We start from the raw sequence: 13391 nt of genomic DNA, 5'->3' as shown, positions 1-13391 counted from the left end.
ACATGACTATTCGTGCGCCTTCGCAAGAGGAATTGTTGAAAGAAGAGATGGGCTTGCTTCAGGCGAAGATTGCATGTCTCGAACAGCTCGTCGCCGAATTACTTCTGAAGAACCAACAGCTCCGGGGAGCATCCGAAGCAGCTTCTCCAGATTGATGTCAACTCAGAGCTGGCCAGGACTTACGGGCCGGTTCTGACGATCGCAATGATTCAATCGCCAGCTTCCCCCATGTCAGCTTGACGCCGCGCGTTACAATTTGCGCATCGATCTCGGTCAACACTCACCGGCGCGAAATCTGCGAATTGGGAGGATCGGATGCGGAAGAATCACGTCAAGATCATCGTTTTGGCATTTGCTCTGCAAATTGTCTTTCCCAACGCAGGCGGGCAGGCAGTCGCGCAGGCCGGAAACACTGCCTATCCGGCAATGGCTCCCCTCGATCAGTACCTGATATCAGACGAGAGCGCCGAGATCGCGCTAGCTCGCAGCGCTGCCCCCAGTTCCATCTCCGACGCCGCCGAAGTGATGGTGCTGGGCCGCGAGGGATACAAAACTGCCGCAAAAGGCACGAACGGTTTTCTCTGCCTCGTAGAGCGGTCGTGGGCGCAGGCCACCGATCAGGCAGAGTTCTGGAATCCGAAGATGAGAGCGCCCCATTGCTTCAACGCGCAGGCCGCAAGAAGCTTTGCGCCCATCTATCTGATGAAGACCAGGCTTGTGCTGGCAGGAAAATCGAAGGATGCAATCGCGAGTGCAGTCGCGACGGCACTCGATAAAAAAGAGCTGCCGCCGCTGGAGCCCGGCGCGATGGCCTACATGATGTCGAAACAGCAGTACCTAAACGATCACGATCAAGCCTGGCATCCGCACGCCATGTTTTTTTACTCCGGCGACATGGCGAAGAGCTGGGCAGCCGACGATCCCAATTCACCCGTCATGATTGCGAACGACCCCGAAGAACGTGTGACGATTCTGTTCGTTATTGCAAACAAATGGTCCGACGGCTCGCCAGCTCCATCGACTACACCCTGATCCACCCCCCGCAGTTTCAGACGAGACATCTCTTCAGCAAAAGCCACAATACCTGTGTCAGGCAAGCTCGTTGACACTATACTTAGATATCTATATAAAGACATCTAAGTATGGCCAAGACTGATGCTCTCCAAGGTTCGCTCGATCTGCTCGTGCTCAAGATACTGTCACGACGTCCTCGCCTTCACGGCTACGCCATCATGGCCGCCATCGCCGATATCTCCGGCGAGGTCCTGCGCGCTGAAGAAGGCTCGCTCTACCCCGCGCTCTACCGCATGGAAGAAGCAGGCTGGATTCGCGCCGAGTGGATCAAGAAAGACACCGGTCGCCGCGCCCGCATCTACGAGCTAACCGCCGCAGGCAAAAAGCAGCTCGGCGCGGAAGAGTCGCGCTGGCAGTCCGTCAGCCTTGCAATCAATCGCGTTCTCAGGGAGGCCTGACATGTCTTTGTGGTCGCGCATTTCGAATGCCCTGCACGGCGAGCGCTTGAATCGCGAGATCGACGAAGAGCTTCAGTCGCACATCGAAGAGGCCGTCGCCTCAGGACGCGATCGCAACGAAGCGCGCCACGCACTCGGTTCCACCTTGCGCTCCCGCGAAGTAAGTCACTCCATTCGCGTCGTCGGCTGGCTCGAATCCCTTCGTGCCGACCTCTCCTTCGGCTGGCGACAGCTCTGCCGCAACAAAGTCATGACCGCGGCCGCTGTCCTCTCCCTCGCACTCGGCATCGGCTCCTCCGTCGCAGCCTTTCGTCTCATCGACGCTCTGCTCTGGCGTCCGCTGCCCATCGCCCACTCCAGCAGCCTGTATATCCTCTCCCGCAAGATGACCGGCTTCGACGGCAAGCCAATCGAGGACAACCACTGGGCCACGCCTGACTTCAATCTCATGCGCGATGCCGTCAAAGACCAGGCCGACCTCATCGCCATCAGCGACGCCGACCGCACCGACATCACTTGGTCCACCGACGACGACATGGAGAAAGCCCACGTCGTCTCCATCTCCGGCAACATGTTCCCGCTCTTCGGCCTCCAGCCCGCACTCGGCCGCCTGCTCGCCCCTACAGATGACCGCGCTCTCGGCGCCAGCCCCTACGCCGTCCTCTCATGGGACTACTGGAATCGCCGCTTCGGCCGCGATCCCCACGTCCTCGGCCGCTCGCTTCACATCGGCGACCAGACCTTCGAGATCGTCGGCGTCGGCCCTCGCGATTTCACCGGCACCGAAAAGGGAACTGTCACCGACATCTTTCTGCCCCTCACCATGAGCAGCTTAGCCACTCAGGATAACGTCTCCTGGCACCGCGCCTTCCTGATGTTGAAACCGGGCATCGACCCAGCCACCGCCCTCGAGCCGCTCCGCCAGCATCTCTCCGCCGTCAACCACGTCTTCAATATTGCGTTTACCAAAAGCTTCCACGGCGCGCCGCAGGCACAGATCGACCGCTATCTTAATCAGACGCTCGCCATCTCTCCCGCCGGTGCTGGCATCTCCGATCTGCAAAAGGAATATCGCCGACTGCTCGGCGTCCTCGGTCTCCTCGTCGCTCTCGTCCTGCTCATCGCCTGCGTCAACGTCGCCAACATGATGACCGCCCAGGCAGCCGCACGCACACAGGAGATGGCCCTCCGAGTCTCCATCGGCGCTGGCCGTCGCCGCCTCGTCCAGCTCATTCTGTCCCAAAGCACGCTGCTCGCCCTCTTCGCCTCCATCCTCGGAGCGTTCTTTGCAGCATGGTCCGCGCCCTTTGTGCTCAGCCTCGTCAATCCGCCCGATAATCCTGCACGCCTCGCCCTCCCCGCCGACTGGCGCGTGCTCCTCTTCGGCTTCGCGCTCATCCTCCTCATCGTTCTACTGCTCGGCTTGTTTCCAGCTCTCCGCGCCTCTGCCGTCCAGCCCGTCACCGCCCTCAAAGGCGGTAACGATCCGCACTCGCCACGCCGTCTCATGCGCGGAGCCATCGCGCTGCAAGTCGCCTTCTGCTGCCTCGTCCTCTTTCTCTCTTCGCTCTTCGTCGCGTCCTTCCAGCGCCTCCAGAACCGACCTCTCGGCTTCTCCACCGACCGCATCCTCCTGCTCGAAACCGTCGCCGGCAAAGGCCAGCTCCCCGTCGTCTGGAATCAAACTGCCGATGCGCTCCGTGCCGTCACCGGCGTCGACTCCGTAGCCATCGCGCGATGGCCCCTTCTCGGACGCATCGCCATCAACAGCGACATCTCCATCAACAACGCAACTCCCAGCCCAACTCCCGCCTTCTTCCTCAGCGTCTCCCCCGGCTGGCTCTCCACGATGAAGATCCCTCTCGTCTCCGGCCGCGACTTCAACCGCGACGACACCTCGCCCGGAGCCGCCATCATCAATCAAAGCTTCGCCAAAACCTTCTTCCCCAATCAGGACCCCATCGGCCACACCTTCGCACGCGGCGCCAATGAACATCCCTATGCCATCGTCGGCATCACCCCCGACGCCCCATACCGCGACCTGCGCGAGCCCAACCGCCCCGTCTTCTATGTCCCCTTCGGCGAAATCGATAGAGTAGACAACCAATCCGTTCCTAAGACCGTGGACTTCGCCACCTTCACCATTCACACCGATACCCAAAACCCGCTTGCCCTCGCCGACACCCTCCGCCAGCTCATCGCCGAGCGCCACAACGGCCTCCGCATCTCCAACATCACCACCCAACTCGATCTCTTCCGCGACCAGACCGTCCGCGAACGCCTCCTCGCCATGCTCGCCGCCTTCTTCGCCGCCGTCGCTCTGCTCCTCGCCGGCATCGGACTCTACGCCGTCCTCAACTACAGCGTGCAGCAGCGCCGCCGCGAGATCGGCATCCGCATGGCAATCGGCGCACCTCGCACCCGCATCGTGCGTCTCGTCACCTCCGACATCTTCCTGATGATCGTCCTCGGCGGCTGCGCAGGCATCACCCTCGGACTCGGCACAGCGCGCTACGCCGAATCGCTCTTCTATCAAGTCAAAGCCACCGACGCAGATATGATCGCGCTGCCGACATGCGCCATCCTGCTCACCGCCCTCATCGCCATCCTCCCAGCTGTCCTCCGCGCGCTACGCACCAACCCCACCGAAATCCTCCGCGCCGAATAAGCAACAAATCACTTCTCTTCCGGATTGCCCGTAATCGGAGGATTATGGGTAATCCGAAAGCAATCAGGCAACCTCCGCGCGGATTCTGCTTCGGCCTTGCAAAACACCCGTTGTTGCATCCATGCGACATCTTGTACAGTCGACGCATGGCGCTCAAACGGATGGATAACATAGGGATTGTCGTCGATGACCTCGAAGCGACGATTGATTTCTTCCGCGAGCTCGGCCTGGAACTGGAAGGGCGAGCCACGATCGAAGGAGAATGGGCAGGTCGTATCACCGGACTCGGCGACCAGCGCGTCGAGATTGCCATGATGCGTACACCGGACGGCCACAGCCGTCTCGAGCTCTCCCGCTTCCTCGCGCCGCCAGTCGTCGCGGACCACCGCAACGCCCCGGTAAACGCTTTAGGCTACCTCCGCGTCATGTTCGCCGTGGACGACATCGACGAAACGCTTGGCAGGCTGCGCAAGCGCGGCGCACAGCTCGTAGGCGAAGTCGTCCAGTATCAGGACTCTTATCGGCTTTGCTACATCCGCGGGCCTGAAGGCCTTCTCATCGGACTCGCCCAGGAACTCCTCTGAGCGCAATGGGACTGGGCTATTCAAAAACTTGAACGAATCGGTCCTCAAAAGTCGGCTTCTCTTTCCTGGTTCCAACGGCATTGAAAGCTCGCTTTGAGAAAAACATGCACCGCCATCGCAACCTTGAATGGGCGACCATCCAGTCAAGCCACAACACCGCTCCCTGCTTTTATAGCGGCAGAGCTTCTCGTGGCTTATTGCAAATAGAAGCCAACTGCGAGCACTTTTGTTCGAGGATTGGGATCGAAGATTTCGCAAACTGAGTACACCTTTACAGGTGCGCTTCCGAGCATCGCACTATACGTTTCGCATATCTGTTCCGAACAATCTTACCCTCGACTTTCGGAAGTATCAGTAGGATAATCCGAGAGTTTCCTGCTGCACATTTTAGGTTCTGGAGGATTCTGCCATGGTTGTTGTGCGTAAGCTATTGCTGTTCCAGTCCACCCTACTTCTGCTTCTGCCTGCCTTCCACAGTGCAGGAGCGCAACTGCATCCAGGTATTAATGCAACTGCAGTTTCTGCTCAGGTTCAACAAACCCCCGATACCACCAAACTGAACGTACTTGCTCAGCAAGCCGCGTCACAGAGTTCTGTACAGGATCAACAGATCGCCGACCTTCAAAAACAACTCGAAGCTGTTCAGTCCCAGTTAGCGCAGAACAACAATGCTGCGTCTACTATCCAGACGCTCACCGCGCGAATAACCGCACTTGAAACAGCTCAAAAGACCCAACAAGATCTAGCTGCGACACAAGCAAAAAAAGCGACTGATGACCTCACCAGACAATATCAAGCCGGATATGCAGGCTTAAGTCTTATGGACGATCAGGCTCACAGACTTGAATTTGCATTCAACCTGGGATCAGCGATTAGTGACTTTCAAGATGCTGTAAATCCTATGAATAACCAACTCTTCACAACTGACGTTCAGGCACTCTTGCAGAAGCAAAACACAAACGTTATTTCATCGTTAACTAGCAACCCTTTGGTGAAATCAGTTGCCACCGCTAATCCCTATGTTTCGCTTGGTCTCTCACTCGCATCGTATTTCACGTCGAAGGTCAGCGATAAGGATCAAAAGTTAACAGACATCGCTTGTGTCGTTAATCTAGGAACTCAGAGTCTCACCGCTACCCAGCAGATTCAGGCGCAACTGACTAGTGTCCAAGCGAACATTAAGCAATTCGAGGCAACCAGCGATTCAACCTTTCAGGGATATGCTGGAGTAATAGGGTATAACAAGAACCTCGATCAGTACCGCGCCGATCAATTGCAAGCGGCCACAGACATTCTCGCGCCATCCGTTGCAAATGCATTCAAAGACGGTGGAAATGCTATTTCTACCGCTGGGATTGTGAATACCCGATATCAGCTTGGTCAACTGAGAACGCAACTGGCGCAGTATGACAGCCTTGTGCAGAACGTCAGTGACTTCTTAACTAAATTCGGAGCAATCCTTAGCGATCAACAGAAGGCTTTCGCAGGCGCGACCTGTGCCTCTACTGCAAACGACAAATTGAAGCAATTGCAACAAACCGTGGCTGATCTCAAGCCCGCATTCGATCAGGGACATTGGGCGATATCGGCATCTCAACGTGCGTTGATGGAGGGAACCCCCGTTCAATAATCGGGCTACTTGACCCACCCAAGTCTTCATGGAACTGATGCATGCATCTTTACAGAGCCGTTTGCGAACTCGCATAACGGCTCTGCCGCACACTCACCTACAATGCAATGAGTCCCTTCATCGAGGATCTACCACCTGCTCGCCGCCATTCGAAGCCGTCTCGTCCGCGCCGCTCCCACCGTTACCGCTGTCAGCTTAATGGCAGGGAACACCGGTCTGCTCCTGAGGCGGGGCCTCCACCCAAACCTTGAAACCGCGGTCGGCTTCCTCTGGATCGCCTCCGACTACGCGCTCCGGCAGAAAAATCGTCATCCCATCGCCGCGCCAAGAATCAACGCCGCGGGTGTCATCCTCGGCAGTCTGCTGCTCGCTGCAAGCGGCCTCCACGCCGGATACATCGACTGGAACCGGGTGAGGACGCCGCTCGGCTACATCCCCGCCGCAGCCATCGTAGGCTTCCAAAATGAGCTGCGCCGTCTTGGCCAGCGCATCACAGCGTCGCCTTCCACCATCGCAAAACTTGCGGGCACCGCCTTGAGGCATCCCTACGCGCTCTCCGCACTCGCATGTTCTTACGGCGTCGTCGAGCTGATGAAGAGCGCCCTGCACATCCACGATGCAGGCCTCGTTGCCATCAGCGCTGCCTACGCCTTAGGAACTCTCTTCCTGTCCCTGTTGGACTACGGACGCGCAGGCGGCAAGCTCGACTTAGCCTCCGATACTTCAGCCACCGGCCAAAGCATCGAAGCCGGCACGCCCTAAGCAAACGACGCTCAACCGGTATCGGAAACCGCGCATCTCAGAAATCCCCTCCGCAAACAAGCGCACCAACTCACCGAGTACCAAAGCATCACCCGACAGAGCAAGCCCCATGGCCTCTGATAAATCTCCTCGCGCATAGACATTTCATACTTGTTGGTATATACCTACCAGTACGATTTTGGAGGTCGTCTCATGCCCCGATCCCTCGCCCAACAGCTCGTCAGCCTGCTGACCGCGCTTGCCCTCGTCCCGCTCCTGTCCATCGCATCCGCCCAGCAAATCCGCACAGGTCCTGCGACACCACCCTCTTCCGCAGTTCTTTGGCGCTCGGCCCACGCCGAACACGCATACGGCCTGCCCGACGCCAGGCCCCACCAGAAAGGCGTTCTCACTCTCGATCAGAAGAGCTTCACCTTCACCGGCAAATCCTTCCATACATCGATCCCTCGCGACCGCATCACAGCCGTCAGCGCCGGCAATGACCGCGTTGAGATGTGGGGAACCGGTGGCCGCGTCATGCGAATGGTCATTCCCGACGGAGGTGGCTTAGCCGCCGCAGCCGTGATGCATCATCGCGTCGACATGCTCACGCTGGACTTCCGCGACGCTCGCGGCGGCAGCCATTCCGCCGTCTTCTATCTCCCCGCAACCGAAGCCGACCTCGCGCTCAAGAGCTTCGGCGACGCTCCCCCTGCACCGCGCCTCTCGCAGACGGCAAGCTGCAGCGGCAAACCTCTCGATCCCCGCGGCGTCCTCGTCGATCTGCCCGACTGGGACCGCGCTCAGGTCCCCGCCGCCTATCGTGCGCTCGTCTATGAACATGTCATCGCCCGTCTCAAAGCAGCGAAGGGCGTCGGCAACGTCTATCGCGCCGGTGAGCTCGGCGAGGGAACAGCCTGCCCGCAATTCACCATCAAGATCGCCATCGATGCATACAAGAAAGGGAACCAGGTCGTGCGTGCGGCAACCGGACCCATCGGCATGTTCACCAGCGCAACCCAGATGACGTTCGATGTGGCCTACACCGATGCTGCATCCGGCGTCACAAAGCAGGAGAAGATCAAGGCTGCGGTGCGTACCGAGTCTGAGAGCACCGGCGTTGCAGACGCCGTAGCAAAGAAGCTCGCAAAGAAATACGTGACGATCCTGAAGGCGTCAGCATCCTCCGTGGTGTCCGCTCCCAACAGCCAGGCGTAGAACTGAGAGGCCAGTACGCAATGAACATACAAGAACAATCAAGCAAGCCTATCTCGCCATCCCAGATGATCTTGGGACATCCTTCAGCTACGATGGTGGACGAGATGCCACCGACAAAGCTGAACAAGCACGAGCAACGCACCAAAGAGACCAGAGAGCTGCTCCTTCAAGCCGCAGAAAAAGTCTTTGTGCGCGATGGATACGAGAAGGCCGACCTCGCCGAGATCGCCGAGATCGCCGGACGAACCAAGGGAGCGATCTACGGCCAGTTCAAGAGCAAGGAAGACGTCTTCCTCGCTCTCATCGAAGCAACTGCTCTCCGCCGCAGAGTCACGATGAGAGACCTGCTCGAGGACTCGCGATCGACCGAAGAAAACATCCGCATCCTCCGAAAGTTCCTCCTCTCGCTCGCAAAGGACGAGGTCTGGAGCTTGCTGATCCTCGAGTTCAAGCTCTATGCAATCCGCCACCCTGAAGCGCGAGAACGCCTCCTCGATATCTACAAGCGCATGCGGCCGCAGGACGAAGAGACCGAATACATCGCCCATCTTGGAAAGCCTCCACGCGGCAAACAATCCTTCACGCGGACCAAGGCAGTCCATGCATCGTTCGCCGTCCTCTACGCCCTGCAGTTCGAAAAGACCTTCGACCCTCACCTCTTCCAGCTCGCCGACGTGGAACGAATCTCCGCCACCGTCTTCGACACCCTCTTCGGAATAAAGTGACTCGCTTGAGTGAAATGCCATGTCCTGTCATGTCCCATGAAACGAATGACACCGCCCCAAGCGCGTCCGAAGAAAGAGACCGGCTCCAGTTGCTCGTCGCCGAGCTGCTGATAAAAAACGAGCGCTTACGAAATCAGTTGCACGACTGCACAGCAAACCTGGCCAATTGCCTTGAGACCGAAGGCAAGAGATAACGCCCGAGAACAAGCGCTGTGCGAACGCGCCATTACGATCTCTTCTCCAAAGCAATGGCCTTCTTCCCGAAATAACTGATCAGGTAGAACGACGCTCCCAGCGAGATCACGTCCTTGAAGAGAAACAGGCCCAGAAAGCTCATGTACCTCATCCCATGAATCCCGGGTACAGAGATGATCGCGCCCGGCGTAGTCATCAGCATGGTGCTGGTCGTAAAAAACATCACCACACCGATCAGCCCGCCCGCGATACCGGCCTTCGGTTTAAAGTAACCCACGATAATCAGCAGAGCGTAAAGCCACTCGGTCAAGCCGATAAGGTCCGATCCGACATAAGGGCCGAACACCTTAAAGTGCCACCAGATCAGCGGGCTGTTCGAAACCAGAGGAATAATGCCTTCGGCGCCGGGACGCGTCATCTTAAAAGACCCGGCCCACAGCAGCATCACAATCATGCCGATGCTCGTGACCAGAAACGCAATCTTGCGCTCATCGATCCATGCCGCCAACTGCACCAGGCCGCTCTCTGCTTTCACTCGAACCTTGCTCAATCCATTCATCGTCTCTGTCCTTTCCGCTCCATCTCAGGTCGTGCCCGAAGCGTCTTTAACCATAAGACGATACTCTATGTTCTTTTTAGTGCCTTTGGTCTACCTTATAGTCTCGTTATGGACCGCCTCGCCCCTTTCTTCGAACGATTCTCTCTCTCCGCCCGCATGTTTTACTCGGGGCGGCAATGCGGCCTCTCTCCTAACCTCGACGAGCCGACAGGCTATCTTCATGTGCTCCGCAGAGGAACGTTGACGGTCATTCGCCCCAACGCTCGTCCTCTGGTGCTCGATACGCCAAGCATCCTCTTCTTTCCTCGTCCTCAACAACATCGCATTCACGGCCCCAAGACCGGTGGTGCTGATCTCGTCTGCGCCACCGTGCAATTCGGCGTCGGCATGTTGAACCCTCTCACCGTCTCACTCCCGGAGCCGTTCGTCGTCCCTCTGAACACTCTTCCCCAGCTCGCTCCCGCCCTCGAGCTTCTGTTCTCCGAAGCAAGCTCTCGCTCCGCCGGCAGGCAGGCCGCGCTCGATCGTCTCTTCGAATACATTCTCGTGCTCCTCATACGGTCCGCCCTCACCGATCGCCTGCTCGACAGCGGTGTCCTGTTGGGCCTTGCCGATGAACGTCTGGGCAAGGCAATCGAGCTTATGCACAAACACCCTGAGTTTCCCTGGTCGCTCGAAGAGCTGGCCAGACGCGCAGGCATGTCCCGCGCCCGCTTCGCCGCACGCTTTCGCCACATCGTCGGCATAACGCCATTCGATTACCTGACAGACTGGCGTCTCGGTGTTGCCCAGACGATGTTGCGCAAGGGCAGCTCTCTGAAGCTCATCGCAGCCGCCGTGGGATACGCCAACGCCACGGCCCTCACGCGGGTCTTCACCCAGCGTCTCGGCATGCCACCCTCCGAGTGGCTCGCACACCAGGAAGACTGAACCTCAGGCAGCACTCACTCTCACGGCGCTGTGGCACTGGAATCGGAGCTATGCTTCGTCAGCCGCTTGCCGATAAATTCCTGAATCACGCCTTGCGCGGCGCGGCCTGCGATGCCAAGCCCCGCGTTCGTGAAGACCAGCCCCGCTCCGCGATCCGACTTAGGATAATACGCATTCGAAATAGCGGCAGAGGTGATATCGCCAAAAAGATACGCATAGTTGGGCATGGTCTTGCCGCTATCGCTGCGTGCAACAAATCCATTGCTCAAGGCATGGAAGAGCCGCGATTTCTTTGTCCCCGTGCCCTGGTAAAAGTAGCGCGGGTCCTGGTGAAGCAGCGATGCGAAGACATAGTGGCTCAGCAGGTCGCTCGTCCGTCCGTCGGCATAGAGCGCGCCCCATCGCTTGCCATATCCCTCCGCACCCTGCCCATAGCCGCTGAAAGAATTGTTGGCCTGCTGAATGCCCGCTCCGATGCTCACGCCGACAAAGCTCGTCCAATCGAACGTGTCGTGAACAGCCATCGAGAGCTTTTGCTTCGACGTCAGAGGAGCGGCATCCGGAATGTAGCTCACATAAAAGTTGGGGACGATGCCCAGCGCGCGCTGCTTCTCTTCCGCCTTGATCTGTTCCGCGGCCACCTCTTCCGTAGGCCGAACCACCACACTCGTGTTTACCCCTGCAATGGCAAGCGAAATCTCCGGGACCGAATAAGCCTGCCCCGCCGCGACAGTAAACGGCGGCGTCTTGAAAGAGGTGAACCTCGAAGCATCCACCATCACGGAATAAGATCCCGCCGGAACCTGTGTGAACGTGAACTCTCCATTCACGCCCGATTTCAGCGTCGCAAATTGCCTTCCATCGCTCAGCAGAACTCTGACCAGCGCACCCGAAACCGCCGCGCCATCCGAATCGACCACTACGCCTGCAATGCTCGCCGTACCTGCCGTCTGGTCATTGGCCGAACCATCCTGCGCGGGCAGCGGAGCATCAGGCAGCGGATCGGCCACTCTGGTCAACCGCGCCGCGCTTTGTTGTGCACTACCGGGAACGGAAAGAACTGAAAAAAATGGAAGCAGTACAAAAATGAAGCGCGCACGCATTCTTGCGTAGTTGCAGATGCGAAGAAGATTACCCGGTGATGTCACTTTTTTTGTTCCTTGTGAGCCGCAAGCCCGTCAACCCATCGTAATTCGTCACGCACAAGATCTTGGCCGCGATTAAGGGCGATGCGTCGAAACGATTTGGACTCAACATGCTCGGAAAGTTCTTCCAGTGGAATGAGTGGAGTAAGTGGAGTAAGTGGAGTGGCGCATTCGCTGAGAGATCACTTGTAAACATTCAGTATTTGCTGGCGCTTCGGTCTTGCCAGTCAATTCTCCCTTTCACAAGCGCTATGCATTAGACGTAGTCATAGATAGACGTCATCACAAAAAAGACGTTAGTTAGTGTCGATGCGAAAACGCAGCAGACGGCCCCGCAGCCGCATCGGCCTCATCCCCAAGCTCCATGGCTGCGATAAGGCCGCTCTTCACCGTAAATACATGGAGAACTTCGCCGTCCGCCAGCACATCACCTTCAAGGCTCCTGACAAGCTGGTGCACCCTCACGCGGACCTTGCCGCCGTCTCCCTCGGTGATGACCAGCGGGTCGACATACGGATCAAACTCGCCCCATTGCCGCATCCAATAAGCGCGAATCTCTTCCTTCCCCACAACCCTGCCGCCCTCCGAAGCCTTCGGCCAGCTCACATCTTCGGTCATCAGCGCTAATGCGCCATCGATGTCCCGCTTGTTGAACGCCGAGTACGCCCGCTCGATCAGAATCTCAGTGTCTGCCATACCACCTCGCGCAACCGCTCATGAGGAATAGATTCATCTGCTCGCGATATGACTCGGAAACATACACTCCACGCGAAGTTCCTGCGCCGTAATGCACTGTGGCGTACCGACCGTCGTAATCAGAGAAAAATAAGAGAAGCGCTCCTCTCCCCGCCTGAACACAATCGGCAATACAGCGCTCTGAGCAGCAGGCGGAGGCTTCAATCCTTCAACCTCTGGATACTCCTGCAACCGCTTCAGCAATCGTTGCAGCTCCACATCCAGCACCTGTCCCACCGCCTCCCGCCGAACCCTTTGCAGCAGACCGGCGGCAACCTTCTCCCACTCCTCAACAAAAGGCCGCACTCCCGCTGGATCGAACATCAGCTCAAGAAGGTTCCGCGGCTTTGGCCACGCCTCCAGGTCAACGAATGAGCCAAAGAATCGTGTCGCTGCCTCATTCCTCCTCAACACGTTCCAGTGCCGGTCCAGCACCAGCGCCGGATGCGGTTCATGCTGCTGCAACATTCGGTCGACGGCACTGGTTACGATCGCCATCTGCTCGTCATCCATGCTCTGCTCGCTATACTGCGGCGCATAGCCCGACGCCAGCAGCAAAACATTTCGCTCGCGCAGTGGAATGTTCAAAGCATCGGAAACAGTGGAAAGAAAATCCCGGCTGGGTGTGCTTCGTCCGCTCTCCACAAAGCTCACATGGCGTTGCGAGATGCCTGTGTCCAGCGAAAGATCGAGCTGGCTCTTGCCGCGCTCCTGTCTCCAGTAGCGCAACAACTCACCCAGTTGAGGAGCCGCGGCAATCGAATGTGTTCCCATCACGATCTTCTCCTG

At 57.9% G+C, this 13391-nt stretch carries 14 protein-coding genes; 10 read left to right on the top strand and 4 right to left on the bottom strand.

Going from position 1 to position 13391, the window contains the following annotated elements; all coding sequences use genetic code 11:
- Positions 1–2: 2 nt before the first annotated feature.
- The 9 genes from IEW09_RS02930 to IEW09_RS02890 all read left to right on the top strand — a co-directional run bounded on the left by IEW09_RS02930 (position 3) and on the right by IEW09_RS02890 (position 9038).
- Positions 3–155: a hypothetical protein gene (locus IEW09_RS02930; protein WP_188552633.1), complete on the top strand. Its 153-nt coding sequence runs from the start codon at positions 3–5 to the stop codon at positions 153–155.
- Positions 156–315: 160 nt separating this feature from the next.
- Positions 316–1032 (top strand): hypothetical protein, encoded by a 717-nt coding sequence (locus tag IEW09_RS02925; RefSeq protein WP_188552632.1) that lies wholly within the window; start codon positions 316–318, stop codon positions 1030–1032.
- Between the two features lie 110 nt (positions 1033–1142).
- On the top strand, positions 1143–1472 hold the full coding sequence (locus IEW09_RS02920; RefSeq protein ID WP_188552631.1) for a PadR family transcriptional regulator: 330 nt from the start codon (positions 1143–1145) through the stop codon (positions 1470–1472).
- A 1-nt stretch (position 1473) separates the two neighbouring features.
- Positions 1474–4140 (top strand): ADOP family duplicated permease, encoded by a 2667-nt coding sequence (locus tag IEW09_RS02915; RefSeq protein WP_188552630.1) that lies wholly within the window; start codon positions 1474–1476, stop codon positions 4138–4140.
- A 146-nt stretch (positions 4141–4286) separates the two neighbouring features.
- Positions 4287–4724 (top strand): VOC family protein, encoded by a 438-nt coding sequence (locus tag IEW09_RS02910; protein ID WP_188552629.1) that lies wholly within the window; start codon positions 4287–4289, stop codon positions 4722–4724.
- 409 nt (positions 4725–5133) lie between these two features.
- The gene (locus IEW09_RS02905) at positions 5134–6354 is read left to right on the top strand and encodes a hypothetical protein (RefSeq protein WP_188552628.1); all 1221 of its coding nucleotides are present in this window, start codon (positions 5134–5136) and stop codon (positions 6352–6354) included.
- A 198-nt stretch (positions 6355–6552) separates the two neighbouring features.
- Positions 6553–7116, top strand: coding sequence for a hypothetical protein (locus tag IEW09_RS02900; RefSeq protein WP_188552627.1), 564 nt, complete (start codon positions 6553–6555; stop codon positions 7114–7116).
- A 192-nt stretch (positions 7117–7308) separates the two neighbouring features.
- Positions 7309–8313, top strand: a complete 1005-nt coding sequence (locus IEW09_RS02895) for a hypothetical protein (protein ID WP_188552626.1) — start codon at positions 7309–7311, stop codon at positions 8311–8313.
- A gap of 65 nt (positions 8314–8378) precedes the next feature.
- Positions 8379–9038 carry a TetR/AcrR family transcriptional regulator gene (locus IEW09_RS02890; protein WP_188552625.1) on the top strand — a complete coding sequence of 220 codons (660 nt, stop codon included), beginning with the start codon at positions 8379–8381 and terminating at the stop codon, positions 9036–9038.
- Between the two features lie 226 nt (positions 9039–9264).
- Here IEW09_RS02890 and IEW09_RS02885 read toward each other — a convergent pair whose 3' ends face one another.
- Entirely contained in the window at positions 9265–9792 is a 528-nt protein-coding gene (locus tag IEW09_RS02885; protein ID WP_188552624.1) for a DUF417 family protein, read from the bottom strand.
- Between the two features lie 108 nt (positions 9793–9900).
- Between IEW09_RS02885 and IEW09_RS02880 the strand changes: the two genes are divergently transcribed.
- Positions 9901–10722, top strand: a complete 822-nt coding sequence (locus IEW09_RS02880; protein WP_188552623.1) for an AraC family transcriptional regulator — start codon at positions 9901–9903, stop codon at positions 10720–10722.
- Between the two features lie 20 nt (positions 10723–10742).
- Here IEW09_RS02880 and IEW09_RS02875 read toward each other — a convergent pair whose 3' ends face one another.
- The 3 genes from IEW09_RS02875 to IEW09_RS02865 form a co-directional block, all read right to left on the bottom strand.
- Positions 10743–11732, bottom strand: coding sequence for a carboxypeptidase-like regulatory domain-containing protein (locus IEW09_RS02875; protein WP_229739117.1), 990 nt, complete (start codon positions 11730–11732; stop codon positions 10743–10745).
- Positions 11733–12167: 435 nt separating this feature from the next.
- On the bottom strand, positions 12168–12563 hold the full coding sequence (locus tag IEW09_RS02870) for a nuclear transport factor 2 family protein (protein WP_188552621.1): 396 nt from the start codon (positions 12561–12563) through the stop codon (positions 12168–12170).
- A gap of 33 nt (positions 12564–12596) precedes the next feature.
- Positions 12597–13376 carry a helix-turn-helix domain-containing protein gene (locus IEW09_RS02865; protein WP_188552620.1) on the bottom strand — a complete coding sequence of 260 codons (780 nt, stop codon included), beginning with the start codon at positions 13374–13376 and terminating at the stop codon, positions 12597–12599.
- Positions 13377–13391: the final 15 nt, after the last annotated feature.

The organism is Edaphobacter dinghuensis (assembly GCF_014640335.1).
GTDB lineage: Bacteria > Acidobacteriota > Terriglobia > Terriglobales > Acidobacteriaceae > Edaphobacter > Edaphobacter dinghuensis.
This window is presented reverse-complemented; position numbering and strand designations above follow the sequence as displayed.